Source organism: Streptomyces triticagri (assembly GCF_003429565.1).
GTDB lineage: Bacteria > Actinomycetota > Actinomycetes > Streptomycetales > Streptomycetaceae > Streptomyces > Streptomyces triticagri.
This window is the reverse complement of record NZ_QUAK01000076.1, coordinates 72,169-95,602: the sequence shown is the minus strand read 5'-3', so window position 1 is coordinate 95,602 and position 23,434 is coordinate 72,169. Positions and strand designations below refer to the sequence as shown.

Here is a 23,434-nt window from a genome sequence, read left to right as displayed (position 1 = left end):
CTGGGACGCGGCGTGGCGGGCCGGGCCGGCCCCGGCGCCCGCCGCTCCGGACGCCGGGCCGGTGCACATCCCCGGATCACCTGTGCCGATCGGCCCGGGGCCGCGGGTGGCCGACGCCCGGATGCATGCCGCGCAGGCTGCGGAGCCGGACGTGCTCGCCGCGTCCTGGGCGCGTTCCGCGGGGCCCGCGGTGAACGGCACGGGACCGGCCCCGGCAACCGCCCCGCCCGCGGTGCCGCAGCCCGCCGCGCCGCCCGCCGAGGGTGCGCCCTGGCGGCCCTGGCGCTTCCGGATGTCGAACGACGTGTGGGGCACCCCGTACGTCGACGGCGACCAGGTCTACGTCACCTCCTTCGAGGTGCACGCCCTCGACGTCGGCAGCGGCCGGCGCCGCTTCAAGACCCGCGACGTCGCCTGGTCGATGTCCGTCGCGGACGGCCGTATCCACGCCTCCGACGGGCCGACGCTGTACGCCCTCGACGCCAAGGACGGCTCCGACCTGTGGCGGCTGCAGTCGGAGGCCTGGGTGTACTCGCTCAAGTCCGACCGCGGCACGATCGTCACCGGTACCCGGGGCGGCGGCGTGCAGGGCTGGGAGGCGGCCAACGGCGAGAAGCTGTGGGAGATCACCGGCGCGCAGACCGACTTCGAGACGCCGGAGGCCGGGCCGGCCATCCACGACGGGACGGTCTACGTCTGGAAGGACGCCCGGCTCCGGGCGGTCGAGGCGCGCACCGGGGTCGAGCGCTGGTCGTACCCGATCGGCGACGCGGCCTCCTGCGGCGGGGTCCCCGCGCGGATCACCCAGGCCGAGGACGGCAACGTCTACATCGCGGCGGGTACGCGGGTGCTCGGCATCGATGTGGCGACCGGGCTTGTGCGCTGGCACTTCGAGTCGCCGGCGGTGTTCCTGTCGCCGCCCGCGTTCGCGCCGGGGCCGGCGGTGGCCGGGGGCGGGGTGTATCTCGCCGACTACCTCGGCACGGTGTACGCGCTCGACGCCGCGGACGGGCGGGACCGGTGGCGCATCGCGACGGAGTCGCGCTCCTCGATCGAGCCGGTTCTCGTCACGGGGGGTCATGTCCATGTGGGGAGTGGGAACGGGCTGTACACGCTCGATGCGGTGACCGGTACGCCGAAGTGGCGCTTCCAGTCGGGGGGCGAGGTGATCGGTTCGCCGGTCGCGGCGGAGGGGCGACTCCACTTCGGCTCCGCGGATCACTGTCTGTACACGTTGGACGCGGTGGGCGGTCAGTTGCGGTGGAAGCTTGCGACCGGGGGTGAGATCACGGGGTCGCCCGTGGCCCGGGGTGGGGTCGTCTATGCGTGCAGCAAGGATCGCTGTGTGTATGCGCTGGACGCGGCGAAGGGGACGGGGACGGCTTCCAAGCCGTCGTGATTCGCGTTTCAGCCGGTTCGGCACCCTCAGCCTGTCCGGCGTTTGAGGACGTCTTTGGCTTGGGGCGCGCCCCGTGCATCGGCCTGGCGGCCTCGTCCTCAATCGCCGGACGGGCTTGATTTGCCGCCGCACGGGCTTGGAGAGGCTGGCGCCGCACGGGCGTGGAAAGGATGGCGCCGGACCGGCTCGAAAAGGATGGCGCCGGACGGGCTGAGACGTGGGCCGGGGGATACCCGAGATGATGCGGCGCCGTGGCGCCGGGCGTAGCGTCGAGGCCCGAGCGGGCAGCGCCCTCGCAGGCCAAGGAGGTCAGCCGATGGTCCGGAACATTCTCGGGGCGGTTCTCGCCCTCCTCGGAGCGGCGGCCGCCGTGACCAGCCCCTTCCGTGCCTGGTACGACGGCCGTCTCGGGCGCCAGTACCGGCTGACCGAGCTGTTCACCGCGAACGGTGTCACCGAGACCCGCAGCGGCCTGCTCGCCTCGATCTTCCTGCCGCTCGTCGTCGCCGCGCTGATCACCCTCCTCGGTGTCGTCCTGCGGTCGCGGCTCACGGTCGCCCTGGCCGGTGTGATCGTCCTCGGCTTCACCATCCTGTGGATGGTCCGCGAGGGCCAGGCCCAGGGCAGCCTCTCCGTCGACGCGGACGGCAACGGCCTGGCCATCGGCGTCGCCCAGGCCTTCGGCGGCGGACTCGTCCTGCTGCTCGGCGCACTCCTCATGTCGGGCCGCCGCCCGCCCCGCCGCCGCCGCGTCGACGAGGGCGTACCCACGGCCTACGAACCCCCACCGACGGTCCCCACACTGGACCACCCACAGCAGCCCTCGCCGTACACCGCCGGCTACGAGGACGGCACCAGAACTCAGCCGACCACGGAGGACGACACCTGGGCGCAGGCGCCCCGGCCCTCGGAACGCCCACCGGGAAGCAGCGGCCCGTGAGGGCCTGCAGGCGCCACGAAAACACCGTCCGCACCGGACCGCTGCCGCTCACCTGCAGCGTCAGAGGAAATACAGCCTGTTCAACGGCACTTCCTCTGCCGGGGACGAGGTGATCGGGTCGCCGTCGATCGTGACCAGGCCGGTTGCCGGGGCGACCCGGACCTCCGCGGTGCGGGTGTTGTGGACCATCGAGCGCGGGCCGATGTCCCGGGTGCCGCGTACGCCGACGCGTCGCCGTCGTGTGCTGAGCCGGTCGTGGCCGTCCTCGGCGGCCGCGCGGCTGACGAACGCCACCGAGAGCTCCGCCGCCGTCGCCCCGTGCGCACCCAACTGTGGTCCCAGGACCAGTGGTTGGGAGGTGTCCACCGAGGCGTTCGGGTCGCCGGTGACGCCCCAGGCGGGGAAGCCGGCCTTCAGGACGAGTTCGGGCTTGGCGCCGAAGTGGTCGGGGCGCCAGAGGACGATGTCCGCCAGCTTGCCGGGCTCGAGGGAGCCGACCTCGTGGGCGAGGCCGTGCGCGATCGCCGGGTTCACGGTCAGCTTGGCGATGTAGCGCAGCGCGCGGTCGTTGTCGTGGCGTGGGTTCACCGAGCCGAACTGCGCCTTGTTGCGCCCGGCCATCGCGAACGTACGGCGGACCGTCTCGCCCGCCCGGCCCATGCCCTGCGCGTCGGACGAGGTGATGGGGATGACGCCCAGGTCGTGCAGGACCCCCTCGGCGCCCATCGTGCCCTCGCGGATGCGGTCGCGGGCCATCGCCTCGTCGGAGGGCAGATCGGGGTCGAGCTGGTGCACGGCCATGATCATGGCCAGGTGTTCGGCGACCGCGTCCCGGCCGAACGGCAGTGTCGGGTTGGTGGAGGAGCCGATCACGTTCGCCTCGCCCGCGAGCCGCAGGACGTTGGGGACGTGGCCGCCGCCGCAGCCCTCGATGTGGAAGGCGTGGATGGTGCGGCCCTCGAGCGCGGCGAGGGTGTCCTCGACGGAGAGGCATTCGTTCAACCCGTCGGTGTGCAGGGCCACTTGTACGTCGTGCTCCTCGGCGACCCGCAGCGCGGTGTCCAGGGCGCGGGTGTGCGCGCCCAGGTCCTCGTGCACCTTGAAGCCGCTGGCGCCGCCCTCCACCAGGGCCTCGGTCAGCGGCGCGGCGCCGGAGGACGAACCCCGGGCGAGGAAGCCGATGTTGACGGGCCAGGCGTCGAAGGCGTCGAAGGCGTGGCCGAGCGCCCAGGGCGAGTTGACGCCGACGCCCCAGACCGGGCCGAACTCCTGGGTGATGAGGGTGGTCACGCCGGAGGAGAGGGAGGCCTCCATGATGCGCGGCGAGAGCAGGTGCACATGGGTGTCGACGGCGCCCGCGGTGGCGATCAGGCCCTCGCCGGGGATGATCGTGGTGCCCGTACCGACGACGACGTCCACGCCGTCCATGGTGTGCGGATTGCCGGCCCGTCCGACGGCGGCGATCCGGCCCTCGCGCAGGCCGATGGACACCTTGCGGATGCCCAGTACGGCGTCGATGACGAGGACGTTGCTGATCACCACGTCGCAGGTCTCGCGTACGGAGGCGGCCTGCAGGTGCATCCCGTCGCGTGCGGTCTTGCCGAAGCCGACGAGGAACTCCTGGCCGGGCTCCGCGGAATCGTGCTCGACCTCGACGACGAGCCCGGTGTCCCCGAGGCGTACGCGGTCGCCGCGGCGCGGGCCGTGGGTGGCGGTGTAGGCGTGGGCGTCGATGCTCATGACTGGCCTTCCGGGTGTTCGGTGGAGCTGTGGTGCGAAGCGTCGCCCGGCTTTTCGCTGCCCGCCTGGCCGCTGCCCAAGTAGCCGCAGGCATGGGCCCGTTCGAGCGCCTTCTCGCGCGCGCCCGGTGCGTCCAGGTGCCCGTCCACGAGTCCGGCGAAGCCGATCACGACCCGCTCGCCGGCGATCGGCGTCAGCTCGACCTGCCGGGTCTGCCCGGGGTCGAAGCGCAGTGCGACCCCGGCGGGCAGCGCGGCCCGCCGCCCGTACGCGAGGGCCCGGTCGAACCGCAGCCGCGGGTTCACCTCGAAGAAGTGGAAGTGCGAGGTCACGCTGATCGGCACGGTCGAGGTGTTGGTCACGGGCAGGGACAGCAGATCCGTGAACTCCAGTTCTTCGGTGGGGGTTTCGTGCAGTACGGCACCGGGCGCATCCTCGCCGTCGTGTCCGCCGCCGACCGGATCGCTCACCACGACGAGCCGGGTGCCGTCGTCGAAGACCGCCTCCACCTCGACCCGGGTGACCACGTCCGCGACCCCGGGCAGTACGTCGTCGGGCCCGAGCACGCGCCGGCCCGCCGCCATCGCCTCGGTGAGCCTGGCCCCGTCGCGTGCCGCCTCGCAGACGGTGTCGGCGACCAGCGCGGTGGTCTCGGGGACGTTGAGGCGCAGGCCGCGGGCGCGCCGGGCGCGGGCGAGTTCGGCTGTGGTGAAGAGCAGCAGCCGGTCGCGTTCGGACGGAGTGAGCCTCATGCCGGTACGTCCTCTCCTGCCTGGTCCGTGGGGCCCGACTGAGGCTCCGCGCACGGCTGTTGCTGGGTGATGCAGTGGATCCCGCCGCCCGCCGCGAAGATCGCTCGGGCGTCGAGCATGACGACCTCCCGGCCCGGATACGCCTCCGCGAGGATCTCCGCGGCCTCCTTGTCGCGCGGGTCGGCGAAACCGCAGGCGATCACCGCGCCGTTGACGACCAGGTGGTTGATGTAGCTGTAGTCGACCCAGTCGTGCGCGTCGCGCAGCACGGTCGGGGCGGGCAGTTCGGTGATCTGCCAGGCGGTGCCGTTCACGTCCTTGCTGTCCCGCAGTACGGCCAGGATCTTCTCGGTGATCTCGTGGTCGGGGTGGGACGGGTCGGGCTGTGTGTGCACGAGCAGCCGGCCGGGCGAGGGGATCGTGGCGAGCAGGTCCACATGGCCGCGGGTGCCGAGTCGCCGGCTGTCCCTGGTCAGTCCGCGCGGCAGCCAGACGACGTGCTCCACGCCGATGGTGCGGGCCAGTTCGGCCTCGACGTCGGCCTTGGTGAGGCCCGGGTTGCGGTACGGGTCGAGCTGGACGGTCTCGGTGACCAGGGCGGTGCCGAGTCCGTCGACGTGGATGCCGCCGCCCTCGTTCACCAGCGGGGAGGGGACGGGGGCGGCGCCGGCCAGGCCCGTGACCGCCCGGCCGATCTCGGCGTCCTTCTCCCAGGTCGCCCAGTCCTGCTGTCCCCAGCCGTTGAACACCCAGTCCACGGCGCCGAGCCGGCCCGCCTCGTCCAGGACGAAGCTGGGTCCGGTGTCGCGCAGCCAGGCGTCGTCGAGGGGAGTCTCGACGAGCTCGACGGCGGCGGGTACGAGCCGCCGGGCGATCGCCAGGTCCGCCGGGTCGACGAGCATGGTGACCGGCTCGAACCGTACGATCGCGCCCGCCACTTCGGCCCACACGCGCCGCGCCGCGTCGACGGAATCGGCCCCCTCTCCGATGTACGAGGAACTGGGCGGGAAGGCCGTCCAGACGCGTTCCTGGGGGTCGGTTTCCGACGGCATCCGCCAGTTCATGAGGGGTCCTTTCCGAGGTTCTTGCAGGTGGTGCGAGTGGTGCGAGTGGTGCGAGTGGTGCAAGGAGTGCGAGTGGTGCAAGTAGTGCGAGTGGTGCAGGTCGTACGTAACGGAGGGAGCGGCCCGAGTCCGAATCAGGTGCCCGGTGTCGTGGCCCGGATCGCCCGCCGGCCCAGGGCCGCGTACGCCACCGCGGCGACGGTCATGCCGACCGGCAGGGCGAGATCGAGGCCGTGCAGGGCGGAGGCGAGCGGTCCGGTGTAGAGCGAGTTCACACAGAGCGCGGCCGCCGCCGTACCGGCCGAAAGGGCCGTGACGCCGGCCCAGTTGACGCCGCCGGTGAACCAGAAGAGGCTGCCCCGGGACTCGTCGGTGAGCGCCGGTCCGTCGTAGCGGTTGCGGCGCAGCAGGATGTCCGTGGCGTAGACGGCCATCGCGGGGCCGAGCAGGACGACGGTGATCTGCATGACGTTGCTGATGGTGTCGAGCAGGCTGGACGCCAGGAGGCCGTACAGGGTCAGGGCGACCGCGGCCGCACCGTCGAAGAGCACACTGACCGAGCGGCGGATGCGCAGGCCGACGGACTGCAGCGCGAGGCCGGCGCTGTACGCGGTCAGGGCGTTGATGGCGATCGTGCCGAGGACGAGAGCCAGCAGGAAGACGGGCGTGAACCAGCCGGGCAGGATCTGCTCGAGCGCGGTCTGCGGGTCGGACATGTCGACCGTGGTGGCGGCGAGGGTGCCGATGAGGCTGACGATCAGGCCGGGCAGGAAGGCGCCGAGCGCGGTCCAGCCGAGCACCGCGCGCGGCGGCGTCGTGCGCGGCAGATAGCGCGAGAAGTCGGCACTCGTGGTGTACGAGAGCGCCCCGGACGCCATCAGGGTCACGCCCGCGAGTATCGCGCCCCACAGCTCCACACCGGTGAGCGGCTCGGCGGGGGTGTACGAGAAGTCGGCGTGCTGGACCACGACGACCGCGACGACGGCGAAGGCGGCGGACAGGACGAGGGTGATCGGCAGATACAGTTTCATGATCATGCCGTGTCCGTACACGCTGATGACCAGGGTGAGGGCGGCGATGACCAGGACGACCACGACCTGTACGGCCGTGGTGGCCCGGATGCCGACCCGTTCGACGAGCGCGAAGGCGGCGGTCGCGGCGGCGGCCAGATTCAGGGCGAAGTAGCAGACGGAGATGATCCAGCCGACGACCGCGTTGTTCACCCGGTTCGCGCGGACCCCGTACATGGCCCGGGTGATCACCTCGCTCGGGGTGCCCGAGGCCGGGCCCGAGGTCGCGAGCAGGCCGGTGAGCAGCCAGAAGGCGCTGCCCACGAAGGTCACCGCGACCGCCTGCCACAGGCTCAGGCCCATCAGGACGAGGGTGCCGCCGACGAGCAGGCCCAGATAGTTGACCTGGCTCGCCGCCCACACCGAGAACAGCTCCCGGGCCTTCCCGTGCCGTTCGGCGTCCGGGATGTGGTCGACGCCGTGGACCTCCACACGGGTGGCGCTCGGTGCGTCGTCGGGGCCGGGCACGGGTGGTGCGCCGGGGCCGGCGCCGGTGGTGCGGGTGGGCTCGGACGCCGGTCCGGCCCCCTCCGGGTGCGGATCGGGAATGGTGGCGGTCATGGACCCCTCCGGGTGTGGTTGCCGTCCTCACCTCTTGCTTATTGGTCGGACACTCAATAGCATCCGGGATATGTCGTCAAGCGTTCCGCGCAAGCGAATCCGTAAGTCTCCGGCCCAGAGGCGTGCGGAAATCGTTGAATCAGCCGCCTCGGTCGCACTGAATGAGGGGTTGGAAGGAATCACCCTGAGGCGCATCGGCGAGCAGCTCGACGTCCGCCCGGGGCTCATCAGCCACTACTTCCCGGCGGTCGAGGAGCTGGTGGCCGAGGCCTTCAGCAGCGCCGCGACCGGCGAGCTGGACACGCTGCTGCCGATCGCGGGGGAGCAGGACCCCGACAGTCCGGTACGGCGCCTGTCCCGCTTCTTCGCGGACGCGACCGGCGACTCGTACCACGCGGTGAGCAAGCTGTGGATCAACGCCCGGCACCTCAGCCGCTACCGGCCGGTGCTGCGCGAACGGGTCGCCGCGCAGGAGGCCGCCTGGCGCGAGCGCCTCGCCGGGCTGATCCAGGAGGGCGTCGCCCGGGGCGAGTTCCGCACCGGTGATCCGTACGTCTCCGCCATCCGGATCATCGTCGTCATCGACGGACTCGCCGCGCACGCCAACACCGGCAACGCCAGCCATCCGCCCGCCGTGTCCCGGATGGCGATCACCACGGCCGAGACGGAACTCGGCCTGCGGGAGGGCGAGTTGGACCCGCCCGCCGACGACTGACGCACCCTCTCGACCCCCACCGCCTCGACCCCCACCACCAGGAGTCGCCGTGCAAGCCAGCCTCGTCCTGCTCTCCGCCCGTCTGCTCGACCCGGCCACCGGCGGCTTCCTGCCCGAGACCGCGCTCGCGGTGTCCGACGGCCGGATCGCGGCTCTGGGCGACGACCGCGAGATCCGCGCGCTCGCGGGCGCCTCGACGACGGTGCTCGACCTGGCCGGCGCCGTCCTCGCCCCCGGCTTCGTGGACGGCCACACCCACCCCGTGCACGGCGCCGAACTCACCCACGGCCTCGACCTGTCCGCCTGTACGGACCTGGCCGAGGTGCGCGAGGCCCTCGCCGCCGGAATCCGCGAACTCGCCCCCGGCGCCTGGCTGCAGAGCTGGGGACTCGACCCGAACGCCTTCGGCGACCTGCCCGTCTCCTCCGCCGCCCTGGCCCCCGTACTGGACGAGGCCCCGGCGCTGCTGCAGCTCTTCGACGCCCACTCGGCACTGGCGAGTCCACGCGCCCTGGAGATCGCCGGCGTCGACGGGCCGCGCAGCTTCGACCAGGCCGCCGAGGTCGTCTGCGACGACGCGGGCCGGCCCACCGGACTCCTCCTGGAGGACGCCGCCGTCGAGCTCGTCGCCTCCGCCGCCCCGCAGCCCACGTACGAGGAGCAGCGCGGCCGCGTCGCGGAGGTACTGCGCGCGATGGCCGCCACGGGCCTGACCGGCGGTCATGTGATGGACGCCTTCGGGCACAGCCTGTCCTTCCTGGCCGACCTCGAGGCGGCCGGCGAACTGCCGCTGCGGCTGCGGGTCGCCCCCTGGTGTCAGCCCGGCATCGACGACGACGGGGTGCGCGCCCTGATCGAGCAGCAGGGCGCGGGCGGCCGGCTGTGGCGTACGGACGGCGTGAAGCTCTTCATGGACGGCACCGTGGACAACGGCACCGCCTGGCTGGAACGCCCGGACTGCCACGGCGAGTCGACGCACGCGTTCTGGCCGGACCCCGAGGCGTACACCCGGGTGGTCCGTGATCTGCACCGGGCCGGGGTGCCGACCGCCACGCATGCCATCGGCGACGCAGCCGTGCGGCATGCTCTCGACGCGGTCGAGAAGGCGCAGGCGGAGCACGGGCGGCTCCGGGCGGCCGGCGGGGCCCGGCACCGGATCGAGCACATCGAGACCGTCCCCGACGACACCCTGCCCCGCTTCGCGGAGCTCGGTGTGGTCGCCTCCATGCAGCCCACCCACTGCTGCGACTTCACCCGAGCCGACCACACCGACAACTGGTCGCGGCGGCTCGGCGAGGAGCGGGCCGCCCGCGCCTGGCGCTGCCGCGACCTGTGGGACGCGGGCGCCGATGTGGTGCTCGGCTCCGACTGGCCGATCGCGCCCTACCCGCCGCTCACCGTGATGGCGGGCGCCCGCCACCGGCGCCCCACCCGCGACCTCACCGAGCCGCCGCACGGGCCCGAGCAGGCCCTGACCGCCCTCGAGGCACTACGGGCCGTCACCCTCGCACCGGCCCGCGTCGCGGGCGAGGGCCACGAGGCGGGCGGCCTGACCGTCGGTCATCGTGCGGACCTCACGGCCCTCGCCGCGGACCCGCTCACCACACCCGCCACGGACCTTGCCGAAGTGCCCGTACTTCTCACGGCAGTTGGCGGTCGCGTGACGCATCGGGTTGCGGGGGTGGGCTGACCGGCGGAGTTGGGCTGACCGGTGGAGCATGCCGCGCGGAGCCCGGGAGCGGGTCGTGGTTCGCCGCGCCATGATCCGGCGCTCGGGCGTGACGTGGCACGCTGGCGTCATCCGTGGGCGCCCGCCCACGGCCCCGTACGGTTCCAGGAGGACGCTCGCACATGGCGGACAGCGGCTCGGCAGCGGGCGGTCGGGCCCCGACCGAAGCGCCCGGCTGGGCGGACGTCTGCGCCAGGCGCCTGTCCCGGCACTTCCTCGACCGGCCCGCCGCGGCCGGCCGTGTCCCGGACGTGGTGGCCGCGATGGGTGGTGCGCACGCCCAGGTGATGTCGGCGGCCGAGCTGTCGGTGGGGCTGCGTACCGAGGGCACCACCAGGCAGGACGTGCGGGACGCGCTGTGGGAGGAGCGGACGCTGGTCAAGACGTTCGGGCCGCGCGGCACCGTGCATCTGCTGCCCGCCGCCGAACTCCCTTTGTGGACCGCCGCGTTGAGTGCCGTACCGATGCCGGCGAGCGTGCTCGACCGGTCCGCCCGGCTGGACGGGCGGCAGACCGATGAGGTGGTCGAGGCGATCGCCGCGATCCTGCGCGAGGGCGAGCCGCTCACTGTGGACGAGCTCAGCGAGGCGGTGATCGCCCGCACCGGCGACTGGGCGGCGGACCCCGTGATGCCCGCCTTCACCGGCATGTGGCCGCGCTGGCGGCAGGCCCTGCACGTGGCCGCCCACCGCGGAGCCCTCTGCTTCGGCCCGAACCGCGGCCGCAAGACCACCTATACCAGCCCGGATCGCTGGCTGCCCGGCCCGGCGGACGGCGTCCCGCACCCGACCGACCCGGAACGGGCCCTGGCCGAACTCGTCCGCCGCTACCTGCGCTCCTACGGACCCGCGCGCCCCCGCGACTTCGCCCGGTGGCTGAGCGCACCACGCCCCTGGGCCACCGGCCTCTTCGCCTCCCTGGGTGACGAACTCCGCCCGGTCGCACCCGAGTTCGCGACTCCCGGCGACGACATGTACGAGCTCGCCGACGAGCCCGCGTACCCCGCCGAGCCCCCTGCTCCCACCGTGCGCCTGCTGCCGTACTTCGACGCGTACCTGGTCGGCAGCCAACCACGGCAATTGATCCACCCGGGCCGCGCCGCCGAGCGCGCCCTGTCGGCGACCGGACAGGCCGGTACGACACAGGCGGTGACCGTGGGCGGTGAGGTGGCCGGCCTCTGGCACCAGAAGCGCTCGGGCCGCAAGCTCGCGCTCACCGTGGAGCTCTTCGGCCGCTCCACCAGGAAGCGGCGCGCCGAGGTGGAGGCGCAGGCCGAGCGGGTGGGCGAGATCCTCGAGGCGGTGCACACGCTGACCTTCGGCCCGGTGGAAGCCGGCAAGCACCTGTGAGTGCGGACGCCCCGGCGCCTGCTCAGCGCACCCGGTGGCCCTTGCCGTCCCGCCGGCCGAAGAGCCCCGCCTGCTCGTCCGGCGGCAGATTGCCGAGGGCGATCAGATGCGGCGCGAGCGCGTACGCCGGCGCGCGGGTCGCCTCCCGCGCCGCCCACACCGCGCGGACCGTCCCCTGCACCGCCTCCGCCGGATATCCGGCGATCGTCTCGGCGCACCGCACGGCCGCCTCCAACGCCCCACCCTTCGCGGTCACTTCGGAGACAAGCCCGGTCTCGTACGCCCGCCGCGCCGAGATGCGTTCCGCCGTGCCCATCAGCGCCATCCGCGCCACCTCACCCGGCGGCATCCGCTGCGCAAGCAGCATCGACTCGTACGCGCTGACCATCCCGTACGTGGTGTGCGGGTCGAAGAACTCCGCGTGCTCGTCGGCGATCACGAACTCGCTCTCGCCGATCAGATAGAAGGCGCCGCCACAGGCCATACCGTTCACCGCGGTGATCACCGGCTTCCACAGATCGCCGGCCTTCGGGCCGACCGAGTGCAGCGGATCGTCCACCGAGTACGGCGAGGTCGGCTGCGGCACGTCCGAGGCGGCCGAGCGGTCGATGCCGGTACAGAAGGCGCGCTCGCCCGCACCGGTCAGCACCACGGCCCGCACGGTCTCGTCGAATCTGAACTCCGCCCAGACGTCGGCCAGTCGGCCCGCCATGTCCAGATCGATCGCATTGTGCCGCGCGGGCCGGTCCAGGGTCACCACCGCGACCCCGGAGTCCCGGTCGGTCCGTACGGTCACACTCATCCGGCAGCCACCGTCCCACGGACACGCCCAACTGTCTCCGCCCTCATGAGGCCCGCTCGAGGACCCACTGCGGCAGCGCCACCCCGTCGAGCTCGGTGAACACCACCTGCACCCGCGCGCCGATCCGCAGCCGCTCCGGATCGACCGAGTCGAGGGCCGCGCCCGCCGCGCTCACCAGGTTCCCGGCCAGCCGGATCCCCGGCGCGTCCGCCGGCTCGACCAGGATCACGTGGTACGGGGCCTGTTCGGCGTAGGCGGGCAGCAGTGGCGGATGCGGGCGGACGTACGACCAGACGCGGCCCCGCCCCGACATCAGCCGCCACTCGCTGTCGAAGGACCGGCAGTGCGGGCAGCACGGCCGGGGCGGGAAGCGCAGCTCGCCGCAGTCCGGCGCCGCGCAGGCCTGCACCCGCAGCTCACCCCGGGCCGCGTACTCCCAGAAGGGCGCGCCGTCCGCATCGGGCACCGGGAGCAGCAGCCCGCCGTCGGTGACGGTCCGCGGCGCGGTCGGCCCGGTCTTCGCGGTCGTCGCCTCCTTCGCTGTCTTCGCAGTCTTCGCCGTCTTCGCCGTCGGCGTCCTCATCGTCGTCATGGGCGGCTCAACTCCTCAGCAGTACGGCGGATGTGGGTACGCCCTCGCCCGCGGTGACCAGGCAGGTGGCGGCGTCCGGGACCTGGGCGGTGCTGCTGCCGCGCAGCTGCTTCACGCCCTCGGTGATCAGATTGAAGCCGTGGACGTACGCCTCGGAGAGCCCGCCGCCCGAGGTGTTCAGGGGCAGCCGGCCGCCGATCTCCAGGGCGCCGCCCTCGGTGTACGCGGCACCCTCGCCGCGCCCGCAGAACCCGTACCCCTCCAGGGAGAGCGGGATGAGCGGGGTGAACGCATCGTAGATCTGCGCCACATCGACATCTTCGGGTCCGAAGTCGGCCTGTTTCCAGAGGTGTTGGGCCGCGGCCCAGGACGGGCCGCTGAGCGGGTCCTCGTTCCAGTAGTTGACCATCCCGTGGTGCTGGGACGGCAGGCCCTGCGCGACGGAGTGGACGTACACCGGCCTCTGCGGGCAGTCGCGGGCGCGGTCGGCGGAGACGATGACGACGGCCAGGGCGCCGTCGGTCTCCAGGCAGTTGTCGAAGAGGCAGAGCGGTTCGCTGATCCAGCGGGACGTCATGTACATCTCGCGGGTCAGCGGGCGTTCGTACATCATCGCGGCCGGATTCTGGTTGGCGCGGTTGCGGCAGGCGAGGGCGACATTGAAGAGGTGGTCGCGGGTCGCGCCGTACTCGTGCATGTATCGGCGGGTCAGCATGGCTATCTCGTCGGCCGGGCGGAGCAGGCCGAAGGGGCGGGTCCACTGGGCCGGGGTGGGGAGTTGGGCCCGGGTGTTCTTCCAGGGGCGCGGACCGCTGCCGCGTTTGCGGGAGCGCCAGGCGATGCCGACATTCGCCTGCCCGGTCGCGACCGCCGCCGCGAGATGGCCGACGGTCGCGCACGAACCGCCGCCCCCGTAGCCGACCTTGGAGAAGAAGGTCACATCACCGGCGCCGATCGCCTTGGCGATCTCCACCTCGTCGGTGTCCTCCATGGTGTACGAGGCGAAGGCGTCCACCTCGGCCGGTGCGATGCCGGCGTCCTCGAGCGCGGCCAGGATCGCCCGGCAGGCGAGCGTCTTCTCGTCCTCCACCAGCTGTTTCGCGAAGGCGGTCTGGCCGATTCCGACGATTGCCGTAGCGTCCTTGAGGGTCGCCGACATCCCCACCTCCGCGATCAACTGACGTGTTGTTGCCCGGCTTTCACTGCTGACAGCCGGGAAGGCTACAGCTAATCTGACGGATAGTCAGCTACCTGGTTGCCGGCTACTTGGATGGGAGGCTTTCGATGACGGCGGAGCGCGCGGACCGGACGAGCGAAGGGCTGAGCGGCGCGGGGCGGGAGGGCCACGATCCCGCGGCCGCCACCCGCATCCCCATGCGGGGCGACCTCGAATGGGGCACCGTCCCCCGCCTGGTCCGCTCGGCGGCACAGCGCTACGGCGACCGCGAGGCCGTGGTCGAGGGCCGCACCCGCATCTCGTACGCGGAGCTCGGCGAACGCGTCGAGCAGGCCGCCGCCGCCTGCATCGCCTCCGGCGTCGAGCCCGGCGACCGGGTCGCCGTCTGGGCACCCAACACCCTCGACTGGATCGTCTCCGCCCTCGGCGCGGTCACCGCCGGCGCCGTCCTCGTCCCCCTCAACACCCGCTTCAAGGGCGCCGAAGCGGCCTACGTCCTCTCCCGCTCCCGCGCCAGACTCCTCTTCGTCACCGGCACCTTCCTCGGCACCTCCTACGTCGCCTCACTGCGCCGCGCCACCATGGAGCCACCTCCCGGCGAAGGCCCGGGGGAGGGCCCGCTGCCCGCCCTCCCGCACCTGGAACAGGTCGTCGTACTCTCCGACGACGCACCGGGCGGTTTCCGCACCTGGAAGGACTTCCTGGCGAGCGGCGACGGCATCGACCGCGCCGAGGTCACCGCCCGCGCCGACGCCGTCGAGTCCGGCTCGCCCTCCGACATCGTCTTCACCTCCGGCACCACCGGCCGGCCCAAGGGCGCGATCATCACCCACGCCCAGACCCTGCGCTGCTACGACGTCTGGTCCGAACTCGCGGGCCTGCGCGAGGGCGACCGCTACCTCATCGTCAACCCGTTCTTCCACACCTTCGGCTACAAGGCCGGCATCATCGCCTGCCTGATGCGCGGCGCCACGATGATCCCGCAGCCCGTCTTCAACGTGGACACGGTCCTCGCCAACATCGCCGCCGAGTCCATCTCCGTACTCCCCGGCCCGCCCACCCTGCACCAGTCGCTCCTCGACCACCCCGCCCGCGACTCCCACGACCTCACCGCGCTGCGCCTGGTCGTCACCGGAGCCGCCGTCGTACCGCTCCAACTGGTCGAACGCCTCCGCTCCGAACTCCGCATCGCCACCGTCCTCACCGCGTACGGCCTCTCCGAGTCCAGCGGCATCGCCACCATGTGCCGCCGCGGCGACCCGGACGAGGTCATCGCCGCCACCTCCGGGCGCGCCATCCCCGACACCGAACTGCGCATCGTCACCGCGGACGGCGAGGAGGCACCGCCCGGCACCCCCGGCGAGGTCATGGTCCGCGGACACCACGTCATGCAGGGCTACTTCGAGGACCCGCAGGAGACCAAGAAGGCCATCACCCCGGACGGCTGGCTGCGCACCGGCGACGTCGGCGTCCTCGACACCGAGGGCAACCTCCGCATCACCGACCGGATCAAGGACATGTTCATCGTCGGCGGCTTCAACGCGTACCCCGCCGAGATAGAGCAACTCCTCGGCCTGCACCCGGACATCGCCGACGTCGCCGTCATCGGCGTCCCCGACCCCCGCCTCGGCGAGGTCGGCCGCGCCTACGTCGTCCGCCACCCGCACTCCACCCTCACCGCCGACGACGTCATCGCCTGGTCCCGCCGGGAAATGGCCAACTACAAGGTCCCCCGCGAGATCGAATTCCTCCCCGACCTGCCACGCAATGCGAGCGGCAAGCTGGTCAAGGGGGAGTTGCGGGCGAGGGTGGGGTGAATGGGGGGGGGCTCGCCCCGGTTGATCGGTGTGTGGCAGCGCGCACCCATCACAGGGCACCTCGCGTCGTGGAAGCACGCAGGAACGCGGTCACGATCTCGCGGAAGCCTGTGTGCCCGGTGCGGGCCGCATGGCCGAGGGCCCACAGGTCGGGGCCGCCCTGCTCGTCGCTCGGGTCGGACCGGTTGAGGCAGGTGGTGCACTCGATCTCTCGCACGGGTGTCGAGGCCCCTGGTGTCCGGTCCGGCCCGATGGTCCATCGCGCGGCGCGGACCACGGTGCGGCTCATCCGAAGTGCTCCGTACCGAGGCGGAGGTCGGGCAGTACCCGATACAGGGGAGCACGGCCATGGTCCCGGGCGCACTCCTCGTGTGCGTATACCGAGTGGTCGGGGCCTGTCCCGGACCGGACCAGGCCGACACACACGTCCGGGTCCGGCTCCGGGCAGTAGGCGCAACTGCGCCGCTTCCGTTCCGTTGGTTCCATGCCCACTCCGCATCTTCGGTGACCGGCTGTGCAACACAGACTGCCGATACGGAGAGTGCGCAGTGCTCACAGATCTGTGAGCGCTACTCGTGCTGCTACAAGCCGACCCACGCGGCCAGGTGCGACAACGTGTCCGGGGTGCGGCGTGCCACATGCACCAGCCCGCTGATCGTTTCTCGGGCGCCCGGGTGGTACCGGGTCTGTTCGGGCGCCGTGTGCCGGGCCTCGACCAGATGCCCGAGAGCGGCTTCCGTGTGTCCGAGTTCCATCTCGGTGCGAGCACGGTCGAGGAGAAAGTGAGCGCGCCGGGATGTGGCCAGAGCCGCCGGGACATGTACCTGACGGGCCTGGGTGAGAGCGTCGTCGTAGCGCCGCATCTCCACGGCGGCGGACACCCGGTGGAGCGCGACATTCGCCGGCCCGAAGCTGAGCCAGTGCACATCGGATGCGTCCCCGACGGCCTCGGCCAGCGAGGCCGCCTCGGCGATGTGCTCGTCCGCAACAGCACGCCGGTCGACGCGTGCCGCGATGACGGAAGCACCCAGGTGGAGCTGGCCGGCGACGGCGCACGCTTCGCGGTTCTGCTCTGCCTGGCTCACGGCCCGCCGGCCGGAGGCGATGAGACGTTGCCCGATCGTGTACTCGCCCTCGCGGAAGTAGACGAGGGCGCGCATGTACTGGCGGACGGCCGCGAGACAGGGGTCCGAGGCGCGGTCCGCGGCCCAGTTCATGCGGTCGAGGGCGACGGTGGACAGGTCGTAGTAGCCGAGTTTGACGCTGATGTCGTGCGCGGTGCGGTATGCCGAGGCCAGTGCCCGCCACAGCTCGGTCGACGGAGTCGCCCAGGCAACTGTGGTGAGTTCTGCGATGGTTCCGGGCAGCACTCGGGCGGCGTTACGGAGGTGCGCAGCGCGCACTTCCGCACACAACCAGTCTGTCTCGGCCACAAGTTGGACGGCGGGCCGAGTGGTGAGGTCCGGGTCGGCTCCGAGGTCGTAGAGGTCCAGGGACTCCCGGATGGGGCGGACGAGGGCGGCCAGCCGGTCCTGTTGGAGTTCGGTCACGTAGGGCTGGCCCGTCAGGACGGTGACGTCGATGCGGAGAGTGCGGGAGACGGCTGCCACGAAGTCCGCGGAGGCGGGGCGTGCGCCGCATTCGACCTGATTCAGGAGGCTGTACGAGTATGGGATGCGGGCGGCGAGTTGGCGTTGCGTGAGCCGCGCGAGTTTCCGCTGCTCCCGGATGCGAGCGCCGGTGTGGTCGTCGTCATGCCTCGCCATACGTGGACCCCCGTTCCTGACCGGGCACCTGGAACGCCTGACGCGTCATCCGGAACGGTACCGGTACGCGTCCGTGATTCGCCCCGAATCGGGACCATCGGGATCAGCCGCATGTGGTCGGATGGCCGCATGACGACGCTGTATCTCTTCGCGAGCGCGGCGCCACCCGTGTTCGACGTGGCGCAGGTGGTCGAGGACGCACAGGCACGCGGCTTCGAGGTGTGCCTCGGCCTGACGCCGACCACGGCCGATTGGCTCGACGAGAGCCTCGACGACCTCGCGACGGCGACCGGGTATCCAGTGCGCTCCGGGTACAAGAGGCCGGGCGAACCCGATGTCTGGCCACCGGCCGACGTGATCGTCTTCGCACCGGTCACGTTCAATAGCATCAACGCATGGGCGCTTGGACTCACCGGCAAGTTCGTGGTGGGGGTGGTGGCCGAGGCCATCGGCAAGAGGATTCCGACCGTCGCTATGCCGTGCGTCAATACGGCCTACGCGAAGCATCCTCAACTGGACCGCAGTGTCGCCGAGTTGCGGGCGATGGGCGTCAATGTGCTGTACGGCGACGGCGGGTTCGTACCCAACCCTCCGGGTGAGAAGCGCCCGTACCCGTGGGGCCTGTGTCTGGATGCCGCCGAGGCCGCGGTACGCGGCTAGCAACTGCCCACGCCGCCCGGCGTGAGGCGGAAGGACGTGGCAGCGCGCCGGCTGCGCGGCCCGACTGGAAATGCGTTGCCCGATCCCCGGAGCCGTTGTTATCGTCGCGCCCGCGCGGGAGGCGCGTGATGTGTCCGGGACGGGGAGGTTGATGAATATGGCCGCGGTCGGCCCTCATCGGCATGCCCTGATCCGGCCCGCGCGGTAGGCGAGCGCGGCCCGGTCGTCCTCAACGACCAGGAGAGACACGTGTCTTCCTTTGCTTCACCCGCTCACACAGACCTGACCACGGAGCGCCTCACGCTGCGCCCCTGGACCTCGAGCGAGGCCACCGCGGTCCTCGACGGCGACCGCCGCGCGGACTGGGCGCCCGACTTCCCCGCCGAAGGCGATCGCGTGATCGCCGGTCTGCTCGCCGAACACCCCGCCTGGCTCGGCGCCTACGGCCACCGTCTGATCATCGAGCGCGAGAGCGGCGCGGTCGTGGGCTCGATCGGCCTGTTCTGGCCGCCCACCGCCGGCATCCTCGAAATCGGCTACGGCATCGTCCCCTCCCGCCGCGGCCGCGGCTACGCCACCGAGGCCACCCGCGCCCTCGCGGAGTACGCCCTCACCGCCCCCGACGTCCACACCGTCTCCGCCACGGTGGACCCGTCGAACCCGGCCTCGATCCGCGTACTGGAGCGGTCCGGCTTCCACCCGTCGACCACCGACCCCGAGGTGACCCGCTTCCACCTCACCCAGCGCCCGGGAACCGACGGGCGTTGATCTCCGGGGCGCGGTATGGTCGATGGTATGGCAACCAAGAAGTACACGGTCACGCTGCCCGAGGAACTGGCGGAGGAGATTCGCCGGGAGGTCGGGCCGGGCCGTTTCAGCGCATACGTCGCGCTGGCCATAGAGCACAAGCGTGAGCGGGACAGGCTCGGTGAGCTGGTGGCCCGCTTGGAGCAGGAGCACGGGACGGTCACCGACGAGGAGTTGGCGGCGGTCGAGGCGGAGCGGCGCGAGCATGAGCGATGGTTCGCCCAGCGTGCGGCGGAACAGGCTGCGCCGGCGACGGCCGAGAAGGCGAAGAGTGCAAGCAACTCACGCTCGTCGAAGGTTGCCTGAGCGTGCTCGACTGTATCGTCCTGGACTGCGAAGGGCTGTCCAGGATCGCGCTCGGAGACCGGCTGATGACGGCGCGTCTCAAGGACGCCCACCGGGCGGATGTCCGGGTGGTCACCAGCTCCATGACGCTCATCGAGGCGTACCACGACCGCATCCGCCTGTCGGCCTGGAACTGGGCCATGTCACGGATCGTCGTCGAGCCGGTCACCCGCGAGGTCGCTGATGCCGCGGTCTCACTCCTCGCGGACACCGGACTGCACGGCCACAAGTACGCCATCGACGCGGCCCTCGCCGTGATCGCCGAACGCCAGCCCGGCAACGTGGTCCTCTACACGTCGGACGAGGACGACATGGGGCGGTTGTGCGGGGCGGGGGTGCGGGTGATTCCGCTCTGACGTGGGCCGGCCGACGCGCCTCGCGCTCGAAGCGGCATACGCGTGGGCCCGAGGAACGAACCTCGGCCCCACAGCCGGCCAAGGCCTGGCGCGAACCGACCCCGGACGCGCGGCGGCCGCGGCGGCTCCCCCTCCGCGCCGCCGCGGCCGATCTCCCCCGTCGGGATTGCAGTCCTGGTCGCCTACTTCTCGGGCGGGCTGGGCATGTGGCCGTCGCCCTGCGGCGTAGCGGTGTCGTCCTTCGGCGGGCTGGGCATGTGGCCGTCGCCCTGCGGTGTGACGGTGCCGTCCTTCGGCGGAGCAGGCATATGGCCGTCACCCTTGGTGGATATGTCCTTCTCGTTCGCTTCGCTCATGATGTCAACTCCCGTGCATTGGCACTCAAATGAGGCGGTGACGCCCGTTCGGCAACTCCCCCGAGGGCCGCCGAACGGGCGTTCCGGGGTCGTTCACCCTACTGGTGAGCCCCAGCTCGAACCGTCTGCCCCCCGACGCGACGGATCGACAAGAAGGAGAGTGTCAGCTGGGCATAAACGTTCAATGAACGCCGCGCTCGCGGGTTCAGGCCGCCGAGGCGGGTTCCATGAGGGCGCGCACTTCGTCGGCTTCTGCAGACCCGGACTTCTCGTGGATGGCCAGTGCCTCCAGCCAGCATGCGCGCGCACGGTCCAGCTGGCCGAGCGTCTCGAGCGACCGGCCCAGCAGGGTCAGTACGTTCGCACGCATCCAGTCGCCACCGATGCAGCCGATGGCGAGTGCCTGCTCGGCGTGCTGGGCACTGGAAGCCGGACGCCGTGCATCCAGGTGTACTTCGGCGATCCGGTAGTGCGTCGTGCCCTCCCAGAGGCGTTGCCTGTTCTCCACGAACATCTGTAGCGCGTCGTTGAGCCGGTCAAGGGCCTCGGTCTGCCGGCCGGCATGGCCCAGGCTGATACCCAGCGCGTACTTCGCATTGGCCAGACGAAGGGTGAGCCCCAGGTCGTCGTAGATGTCGACGCCCTGCTGCGCGAGCTCGACCGCCTTCCTCGTTCTTCCGAGTGAGAGCAGAGCGCGGGAGAGATTGCAGAGGGCGCTGGCCTCGCCGGGCAGGTTTCCGTCGGCCCGGAACGCCCTGATGGCGTGCTCGAAGTAGCGTTCGCTTGCAGCGTGTTGGTTCATGCAGGCCGCGGTGATGCCCGCCTCGTTGGGTGCGTTGCCGCTCGTCCACGGGTCGTTGGACTCCGCTGCGAGCTGGGCTGCCCACTCCAGCTCGTGTGCCGCGCGCTCGAAATGACCGCCAACTCTGCTCAGGACTTGAGCAAGGCTGACGCGCGCACGCCCTTCCGCGTGCGCGTCCCCCAGCGCCGCGGCGGCATCGCGTGCTGCAACGGACACCGCTTCGTACCGGAGCGAACTGGCCCCCGATTCGGCGAGATCCTTGGAGGCAAGAAGGAGGTCGACGGACCTCCGTAGCATGGTCGGCCGCAGCGACTGCTGCATACAGGCCAGAATGCATGCGGCCTCCGTGTGCAGCCAGTCCCAGGCGTCGGAGTCATCGGCGAAGTCGAGGCCATTGACAGCGGTCTTCTCGAGGTGATCGACCGTCCGATCCCCCGGCCGCTCGATCGCATAGACCCTCGCCGCCGTCGCCAGATAGAAGTCCAGCAACCGCGACAGCGCAGCGTCCCGCTCGCTGGGCGGCTGTTCGTCGCGTTCCGCGCACGCACGCGCGTAGAGGCGGACCAAGTCGTGATAGCGGTAGCGGCCCGGGGCCGCGGATTCGAGCAGGGAGGTGTCGACGAGGGATTCGAGGAGGTCCTCGGTGTCGTCGAGAGGGAGGTCGAGTACGGCCGCCGCCGCGGCGAGCGAGATGTCGGGGCCGTCCGCGAGGCCGAGGAGGCGGAAGGCGCGGGCCTGGGCCGGCTCCAGCTGGCCGTAACCGAGCTCGAAGGTGGCCTTGACCGCGAGGTCGCCGGCCTGCAGCTCATCCAGGCGCCGCCGCTCGTCCGCGAGCTTCGCGGCGAGTACGGACACCGTCCAGGTGCGGCGCGAGGCGAGCCGGGAGGCCGCGATCCGTATCGCGAGCGGCAGGAAGCCGCACGCGCCGACGACGTCGAGCGCGGCCTCGCGCTCCGCCGCGACCCGCTCCTCGCCGACGATCCGGGTGAAGAGCTGGAGGGCCTCCTCGGGTGACATCACGTCGAGGTCGACGAGGTGCGCCCCGGCGAGGTCCACCATCCGCACCCGGGAGGTGACGAGCGCGGCGCAGCCGGCCGTGCCCGGCAGCAACGGCCTTACCTGGGCCGTGTCATGGGCGTTGTCGAGCAGGACGAGGACGCGCCGCCCGTCGAGCACGGAGCGGTAGAGCGCGGCCCGCTCGTCGAGGGTGTCGGGGATCGCGGAGTCGGGCGTGCCGAGGGCCCGCAGGAAGGAGCCGAGCACGGTCTCGGGCTCGGCGATCCGGTGCCCGCCGCCCTGCAGGTCGACGTAGAGCTGCCCGTCCGGGAAGTGCTGCCGGGCCGCGTGCGCGACGTGCACCGCGAGGGTCGTCTTGCCGACACCGCCGATCCCGGCGAGCGCGGAGACCGCCATCACCCGCCCCTCGGCGGCGGCGAGGAGATCGGAGAGCTCGTCGACGAAGGCGTCACGGCCGGTGAAGTCGGAGACGGTGGCGGGGAGTTGGGCAGGTCGTACGGGTACGGGCCCCGGCTCGGAGTCGGCGGCGGCGGTCGGCTCCGCGAGCCTCGGATCGGCCTGCAGGATGCGCTGCTGCAGCTCCGCGAGCCCGGGGCGCGGGTCGACGCCCAGCTCGTCGGCGAGCAGCCGGCGGGTGTCGGCGTACACCGCGAGGGCCTCGGCCTGCCGGCCCGAGCGGTACAGGGCGAGCATGAGCAGTTCGCGAAGCCGCTCGCGCAGCGGGTGCGCGGCGGTGAGCGCGGTCAGTTCGGAGATGGCCTCGGCGTGGCAGCCCTGCTCCAGGTCCATGTCGAGCCGGGACTCGAGGAGTTGGAGCCGCCATTCGTCGAGGCGGACGCGCTGGGTCTCGGCGTACGGGCCGGGGACGTTGGCGAGCGGCTCGCCGTCCCAGAGGTCGAGCACCTTGTTGACCAGGGCGCGGGCGTGGCAGAGGTCGCCGGCGCCGCGGGCCTTCTCGGCCTCGGCCCACCATTCCTCGGCCGTGCTGAGGTCGAGCGCGTCCGGCGCGAGGCGCACCGAGTAGCCGCCGGACTCGCTGGTCAGGACATCCGCGTCGAGCGACTTGCGCAGGCGGGACGCGTAGGTGCGGATCGCGGCCAGGGCCTGCGAGGGTGGCTCCTCGCCCCAGACGGCGTCGATCAGTTCGGACGCGGTGGCCGTACGGCCCTCCCGCAGGAGCAGCGCGGCGAGCAGGGCCTGCTGCTGCGGAGACCCGGTCGACAGCGGCTCGGCGCCCCGCCACGCGCGTACCGGTCCGAGCACGCTGAAGCGCAGCGGGTCCCTCTCCGGGCTCCGCTGCTGGGGTACTCGCGGTACTCCGTCCATCCTCTGTTCCCCCTGGCGAACTCGGTCGAGACCGGGTGGCGTTCCGGTCGTGCGATCCAGCCACGGTACGTACGGACGGCGCCGGGGCCGAGCTGTACGACCTTCAATGGCCGAATCGTCCGGCCAGGGTGGCCGGACGTGGAATCGCCCCCGCCAGTTTGCCTTGTCCATGCCGATTACGTCAGCCGTGGGAGACACCTCTCACAGGGTCCGCACGACTGCGTGCTGCTACGTCAGGGGATCTTGGGGGTGCCGGTGGATGCGTCGTGGGTGTGCGCGGACCGCCGCCTGG

At 71.8% G+C, this 23,434-nt stretch carries 21 protein-coding genes; 10 read left to right on the top strand and 11 right to left on the bottom strand.

Annotation, left to right across the window (positions count from 1 at the left end; genetic code table 11):
* Both DY218_RS14380 and DY218_RS14375 read left to right on the top strand, forming a co-directional pair.
* A partial coding sequence (locus tag DY218_RS14380; protein ID WP_147336144.1) for an outer membrane protein assembly factor BamB family protein occupies positions 1-1,399 on the top strand: 1,399 nt, incomplete at its 5' end.
* A 316-nt stretch (positions 1,400-1,715) separates the two neighbouring features.
* Positions 1,716-2,339 (top strand): hypothetical protein, encoded by a 624-nt coding sequence (locus DY218_RS14375; protein WP_128556399.1) that lies wholly within the window; start codon positions 1,716-1,718, stop codon positions 2,337-2,339.
* Between the two features lie 60 nt (positions 2,340-2,399).
* Here the strand turns inward: DY218_RS14375 and DY218_RS14370 are convergent, their stop codons facing one another.
* The 4 genes from DY218_RS14370 to DY218_RS14350 form a co-directional block, all read right to left on the bottom strand.
* Complete coding sequence (locus DY218_RS14370; RefSeq protein ID WP_128556398.1) at positions 2,400-4,079, bottom strand: urease subunit alpha; 1,680 nt, start codon at positions 4,077-4,079, stop codon at positions 2,400-2,402.
* Positions 4,076-4,831 (bottom strand): urease subunit gamma, encoded by a 756-nt coding sequence (ureA, locus tag DY218_RS14365; RefSeq protein ID WP_128556397.1) that lies wholly within the window; start codon positions 4,829-4,831, stop codon positions 4,076-4,078. The genes DY218_RS14370 and ureA overlap by 4 nt, the downstream gene beginning before the upstream one ends.
* On the bottom strand, positions 4,828-5,895 hold the full coding sequence (locus tag DY218_RS14360; RefSeq protein WP_128556396.1) for an agmatine deiminase family protein: 1,068 nt from the start codon (positions 5,893-5,895) through the stop codon (positions 4,828-4,830). The genes ureA and DY218_RS14360 overlap by 4 nt, the downstream gene beginning before the upstream one ends.
* Positions 5,896-6,029: 134 nt before the next feature.
* Positions 6,030-7,526 carry a purine-cytosine permease family protein gene (locus tag DY218_RS14350; protein WP_128556395.1) on the bottom strand — a complete coding sequence of 499 codons (1,497 nt, stop codon included), beginning with the start codon at positions 7,524-7,526 and terminating at the stop codon, positions 6,030-6,032.
* Between the two features lie 169 nt (positions 7,527-7,695).
* On the opposite strand from DY218_RS14350, the gene DY218_RS14345 reads away from it, so the two are divergent.
* The 3 genes from DY218_RS14345 (at position 7,696) to DY218_RS14335 (ending at position 11,319) form a co-directional block, all read left to right on the top strand.
* A complete protein-coding gene (locus DY218_RS14345) occupies positions 7,696-8,241 on the top strand; it encodes a TetR/AcrR family transcriptional regulator (protein ID WP_407703619.1) in 546 nt (181 codons plus the stop codon).
* A gap of 49 nt (positions 8,242-8,290) precedes the next feature.
* Positions 8,291-9,931 (top strand): amidohydrolase, encoded by a 1,641-nt coding sequence (locus tag DY218_RS14340; protein ID WP_128556393.1) that lies wholly within the window; start codon positions 8,291-8,293, stop codon positions 9,929-9,931.
* A gap of 161 nt (positions 9,932-10,092) precedes the next feature.
* On the top strand, positions 10,093-11,319 hold the full coding sequence (locus DY218_RS14335) for a winged helix DNA-binding domain-containing protein (RefSeq protein ID WP_128556392.1): 1,227 nt from the start codon (positions 10,093-10,095) through the stop codon (positions 11,317-11,319).
* 22 nt (positions 11,320-11,341) lie between these two features.
* Here DY218_RS14335 and DY218_RS14330 read toward each other — a convergent pair whose 3' ends face one another.
* The 3 genes from DY218_RS14330 to DY218_RS14320 all read right to left on the bottom strand — a co-directional run bounded on the left by DY218_RS14330 (position 11,342) and on the right by DY218_RS14320 (position 13,872).
* Positions 11,342-12,121 (bottom strand): enoyl-CoA hydratase/isomerase family protein, encoded by a 780-nt coding sequence (locus DY218_RS14330; RefSeq protein WP_128556391.1) that lies wholly within the window; start codon positions 12,119-12,121, stop codon positions 11,342-11,344.
* Between the two features lie 43 nt (positions 12,122-12,164).
* Entirely contained in the window at positions 12,165-12,599 is a 435-nt protein-coding gene (locus DY218_RS14325) for a Zn-ribbon domain-containing OB-fold protein (RefSeq protein ID WP_128556407.1), read from the bottom strand.
* 121 nt (positions 12,600-12,720) lie between these two features.
* A complete protein-coding gene (locus DY218_RS14320; RefSeq protein WP_128556390.1) occupies positions 12,721-13,872 on the bottom strand; it encodes a lipid-transfer protein in 1,152 nt (383 codons plus the stop codon).
* Positions 13,873-14,087: 215 nt separating this feature from the next.
* Here DY218_RS14320 and DY218_RS14315 point away from each other — a divergent pair, with 215 nt between their 5' ends.
* On the top strand, positions 14,088-15,707 hold the full coding sequence (locus DY218_RS14315) for a FadD3 family acyl-CoA ligase (protein ID WP_128556406.1): 1,620 nt from the start codon (positions 14,088-14,090) through the stop codon (positions 15,705-15,707).
* 49 nt (positions 15,708-15,756) lie between these two features.
* Here DY218_RS14315 and DY218_RS14310 read toward each other — a convergent pair whose 3' ends face one another.
* Positions 15,757-15,996: a DUF7848 domain-containing protein gene (locus DY218_RS14310; RefSeq protein ID WP_128556389.1), complete on the bottom strand. Its 240-nt coding sequence runs from the start codon at positions 15,994-15,996 to the stop codon at positions 15,757-15,759.
* Between the two features lie 292 nt (positions 15,997-16,288).
* Positions 16,289-17,473 carry a helix-turn-helix domain-containing protein gene (locus DY218_RS14305; RefSeq protein ID WP_128556388.1) on the bottom strand — a complete coding sequence of 395 codons (1,185 nt, stop codon included), beginning with the start codon at positions 17,471-17,473 and terminating at the stop codon, positions 16,289-16,291.
* Positions 17,474-17,602: 129 nt separating this feature from the next.
* On the opposite strand from DY218_RS14305, the gene DY218_RS14300 reads away from it, so the two are divergent.
* The 4 genes from DY218_RS14300 (at position 17,603) to DY218_RS14285 (ending at position 19,641) form a co-directional block, all read left to right on the top strand.
* Entirely contained in the window at positions 17,603-18,133 is a 531-nt protein-coding gene (locus DY218_RS14300) for a flavoprotein (protein ID WP_128556387.1), read from the top strand.
* Between the two features lie 249 nt (positions 18,134-18,382).
* On the top strand, positions 18,383-18,901 hold the full coding sequence (locus DY218_RS14295) for a GNAT family N-acetyltransferase (protein WP_128556386.1): 519 nt from the start codon (positions 18,383-18,385) through the stop codon (positions 18,899-18,901).
* A gap of 27 nt (positions 18,902-18,928) precedes the next feature.
* Positions 18,929-19,246, top strand: a complete 318-nt coding sequence (locus tag DY218_RS14290; RefSeq protein WP_128556385.1) for a hypothetical protein — start codon at positions 18,929-18,931, stop codon at positions 19,244-19,246.
* A 65-nt stretch (positions 19,247-19,311) separates the two neighbouring features.
* A complete protein-coding gene (locus DY218_RS14285) occupies positions 19,312-19,641 on the top strand; it encodes a hypothetical protein (RefSeq protein ID WP_407703620.1) in 330 nt (109 codons plus the stop codon).
* Positions 19,642-19,823: 182 nt separating this feature from the next.
* On the opposite strand, the gene DY218_RS14280 is transcribed toward DY218_RS14285, so the two are convergent.
* Together DY218_RS14280 and DY218_RS14275 are read right to left on the bottom strand one after the other, a co-directional pair.
* A complete protein-coding gene (locus DY218_RS14280) occupies positions 19,824-19,997 on the bottom strand; it encodes a sigma-like protein (RefSeq protein ID WP_199566728.1) in 174 nt (57 codons plus the stop codon).
* Positions 19,998-20,202: 205 nt separating this feature from the next.
* Positions 20,203-23,142 (bottom strand): AfsR/SARP family transcriptional regulator, encoded by a 2,940-nt coding sequence (locus DY218_RS14275; RefSeq protein ID WP_128556384.1) that lies wholly within the window; start codon positions 23,140-23,142, stop codon positions 20,203-20,205.
* Between the last annotated feature and the right edge of the window lie 292 nt (positions 23,143-23,434).

Bases quoted from the DNA above. Each gene is read 5' to 3' on its own strand.
- DY218_RS14375 (WP_128556399.1), top strand. From the start codon at position 1,716: ATGGTCCGGAACATTCTCGGGGCGGTTCTCGCCCTCCTCGGAGCGGCG.
- DY218_RS14370 (WP_128556398.1), bottom strand. From the start codon at position 4,079: ATGAGCATCGACGCCCACGCCTACACCGCCACCCACGGCCCGCGCCGC.
- ureA (WP_128556397.1), bottom strand. From the start codon at position 4,831: ATGAGGCTCACTCCGTCCGAACGCGACCGGCTGCTGCTCTTCACCACA.
- DY218_RS14360 (WP_128556396.1), bottom strand. From the start codon at position 5,895: ATGAACTGGCGGATGCCGTCGGAAACCGACCCCCAGGAACGCGTCTGG.
- DY218_RS14350 (WP_128556395.1), bottom strand. From the start codon at position 7,526: ATGACCGCCACCATTCCCGATCCGCACCCGGAGGGGGCCGGACCGGCG.
- DY218_RS14335 (WP_128556392.1), top strand. From the start codon at position 10,093: ATGGCGGACAGCGGCTCGGCAGCGGGCGGTCGGGCCCCGACCGAAGCG.
- DY218_RS14330 (WP_128556391.1), bottom strand. From the start codon at position 12,121: ATGAGTGTGACCGTACGGACCGACCGGGACTCCGGGGTCGCGGTGGTG.
- DY218_RS14320 (WP_128556390.1), bottom strand. From the start codon at position 13,872: ATGTCGGCGACCCTCAAGGACGCTACGGCAATCGTCGGAATCGGCCAG.
- DY218_RS14315 (WP_128556406.1), top strand. From the start codon at position 14,088: ATGCGGGGCGACCTCGAATGGGGCACCGTCCCCCGCCTGGTCCGCTCG.
- DY218_RS14310 (WP_128556389.1), bottom strand. From the start codon at position 15,996: ATGAGCCGCACCGTGGTCCGCGCCGCGCGATGGACCATCGGGCCGGAC.
- DY218_RS14305 (WP_128556388.1), bottom strand. From the start codon at position 17,473: ATGGCGAGGCATGACGACGACCACACCGGCGCTCGCATCCGGGAGCAG.
- DY218_RS14300 (WP_128556387.1), top strand. From the start codon at position 17,603: ATGACGACGCTGTATCTCTTCGCGAGCGCGGCGCCACCCGTGTTCGAC.
- DY218_RS14290 (WP_128556385.1), top strand. From the start codon at position 18,929: ATGGCAACCAAGAAGTACACGGTCACGCTGCCCGAGGAACTGGCGGAG.
- DY218_RS14285 (WP_407703620.1), top strand. From the start codon at position 19,312: ATGACGGCGCGTCTCAAGGACGCCCACCGGGCGGATGTCCGGGTGGTC.
- DY218_RS14280 (WP_199566728.1), bottom strand. From the start codon at position 19,997: ATGAGCGAAGCGAACGAGAAGGACATATCCACCAAGGGTGACGGCCAT.
- DY218_RS14275 (WP_128556384.1), bottom strand. From the start codon at position 23,142: ATGGACGGAGTACCGCGAGTACCCCAGCAGCGGAGCCCGGAGAGGGAC.